2 rRNA genes (1 of these 2 cut by a window edge) are annotated in these 2,500 nt (G+C 47.7%); both read right to left on the minus strand.

Annotation, left to right across the window (positions count from 1 at the left end):
* Nucleotides 1-6: 6 nt before the first annotated feature.
* Nucleotides 7-117, minus strand: a 5S ribosomal RNA gene (gene rrf / locus HMPREF1528_RS09925).
* Between the two features lie 162 nt (nt 118-279).
* Nucleotides 280-2,500 (minus strand): 23S ribosomal RNA (locus tag HMPREF1528_RS09930) (it continues 619 nt past the right edge of the window).

Raw genomic sequence — 2,500 nt, forward strand, 5'->3', positions numbered from 1 at the left:
TTTATAAGAAGGCGGCGACATACTCTCCCACAACAAGTGTAGTACCATCTGCGCTAAAAGGTTTAACTGCTCTGTTCGGAATGGTAAGAGGTGAGACCTTTGACTATAACCACCTTAAATCTTTAGGCCTTAGGTTGTGCGACTCAGAACTAATACCTGATGCCTGTGGCCTAATGCCTTGATATTTTAACATATAGGGATAAAAAACATATTTTCTCAATTGACAATTGATAATTAACAATTGTTGTGATGCTAACGCTCTTTAAAAGAATCTCTACGCGCGAAAAGTCTACGGGTGATTAGTATTACTCGGCTATGATGTTACCACCGTTACACCTGTAACCTATCAACGTGGTCATCTCCCACGACCCTTAAAAGAAATCTCATCTTGTGGCGGGTTTCGTACTTATATGCCTTCAGCACTTATCCCATCCGCACTTAGCTACTCTGCTATGCCCTTGGCAAGACAACAGATACACCAGCGGTGCGTCCAACTCGGTCCTCTCGTACTAGAGTCAGATCCACGCAAATTTCTAACGCCCACAGTAGATAGAGACCGAACTGTCTCACGACGTTCTGAACCCAGCTCGCGTGCCACTTTAATGGGCGAACAGCCCAACCCTTGGGACCTTCTCCAGCCCCAGGATGTGACGAGCCGACATCGAGGTGCCAAACCCCCCCGTCGATGTGAGCTCTTGGGGGAGATCAGCCTGTTATCCCCGGCGTACCTTTTATCCTTTGAGCGATGGCCCTTCCATACGGAACCACCGGATCACTATGCTCTACTTTCGTACCTGATCGACTTGTGGGTCTCTCAGTCAAGCCCCCTTATGCCATTGCACTCTACGCACGGTTACCAAGCGTGCTGAGGGAACCTTTAGAAGCCTCCGTTACTCTTTTGGAGGCGACCACCCCAGTCAAACTACCCTCCACGAATTGTCCCCTGCATCGCAGGGTTAGACCTCAGATAAGCAAAGGGTGGTATTTCAACAACGACTCCACAACTACCAGAATAGCCACTTCATAGTCTCCCACCTATCCTACGCATCACTTATCCAAGACCAATACGAAGATATAGTAAAGGTGCACAGGGTCTTTTCGTCCCACTGCGGGTAATCGGCATCTTCACCGATACTACAATTTCACCGAGCTCATGGCCGAGACAGTGTCCAAATCGTTACACCATTCGTGCAGGTCGGAACTTACCCGACAAGGAATTTCGCTACCTTAGGACCGTTATAGTTACGGCCGCCGTTTACTGGGGCTTCAATTCAAACCTTCGTGTTACCACTAAGCTCTCCTCTTAACCTTCCAGCACCGGGCAGGTGTCAGACCCTATACCTCATCTTTCGATTTTGCAGAGTCCTGTGTTTTTGATAAACAGTCGCTTGGACCTCTTCACTGCGGCCTATCTTACGATAGGCGACCTTTCTCCCGAAGTTACAGGTCTATTTTGCCTAGTTCCTTAGCCATGAATCTCTCGAGCGCCTTAGAATTCTCTTCCCAATCACCTGTGTCGGTTTACGGTACGGGCATTAATCTTCGCTTTTCTTGGAAACGTTATCACCACTCTATCACCTCGACCGAAGCCTCAGTGTACTATCAAAGCCATAACAGCTCCTTTAACGTACTATTCCGTCAGTACGCGGTAGTTATCTCGTTCCGTCACTTTTATTAGATTAATGGTACAGGAATATTAACCTGTTGTACATCCACTTTCCCTACTCGGGTGCGCGTTAGTCCCCGACTAACCCTCAGCTGATTAGCATAGCTGAGGAAACCTTGATCTTTCGGCGGGCAGGTTTCTCGCCTGCCTTATCGTTACTTATGCCTACATTTTCTTTTCTATCAGCTCCACTATGTCTCACAACTTTAGCTTCTACGCCTATAGAATGCTCCCCTACCGGTATATCTTTCAATAACCCCATAGCTTCGGTAATATGCTTATGCCCGTTTATTATCCATGCCCAACCGCTCGACTAGTGAGCTGTTACGCACTCTTTAAATGTATGGCTGCTTCCAAGCCAACATCCTAGCTGTCAGTGCAGTCAGACCGCGTTTGGTCAACTTAGCATATATTTGGGGACCTTAGCTGATGGTCCGGGTTCTTTCCCTTTAGGATATGGACCTTAGCACCCATACCCTCACTGCTGATGAGCATTTAATAGCATTCGGAGTTTGTCAGGAATTGGTAGGCGATGAAACCCCCGCATCCAATCAGTAGCTCTACCTCTATTAAACTCACATCAACGCTGCACCTAAATGCATTTCGGGGAGTACGAGCTATTTCCCAGTTTGATTGGCCTTTCACCCCTACCCTCAGGTCATCCGAAGTCTTTTCAACGACAACCAGTTCGGTCCTCCACGCTGTGTTACCAGCGCTTCAACCTGCCCAAGGGTAGATCACCAGGTTTCGCGTCTACTACTACCAACTTAACGCCCTATTCAGACTCTCTTTCGATGCGGATTCGTATCTGAAATACTTATCCTCGCTGGTAAC

Source organism: Capnocytophaga sp. oral taxon 336 str. F0502 (assembly GCF_000411575.1).
GTDB classification, from domain to species: domain Bacteria; phylum Bacteroidota; class Bacteroidia; order Flavobacteriales; family Flavobacteriaceae; genus Capnocytophaga; species Capnocytophaga ochracea.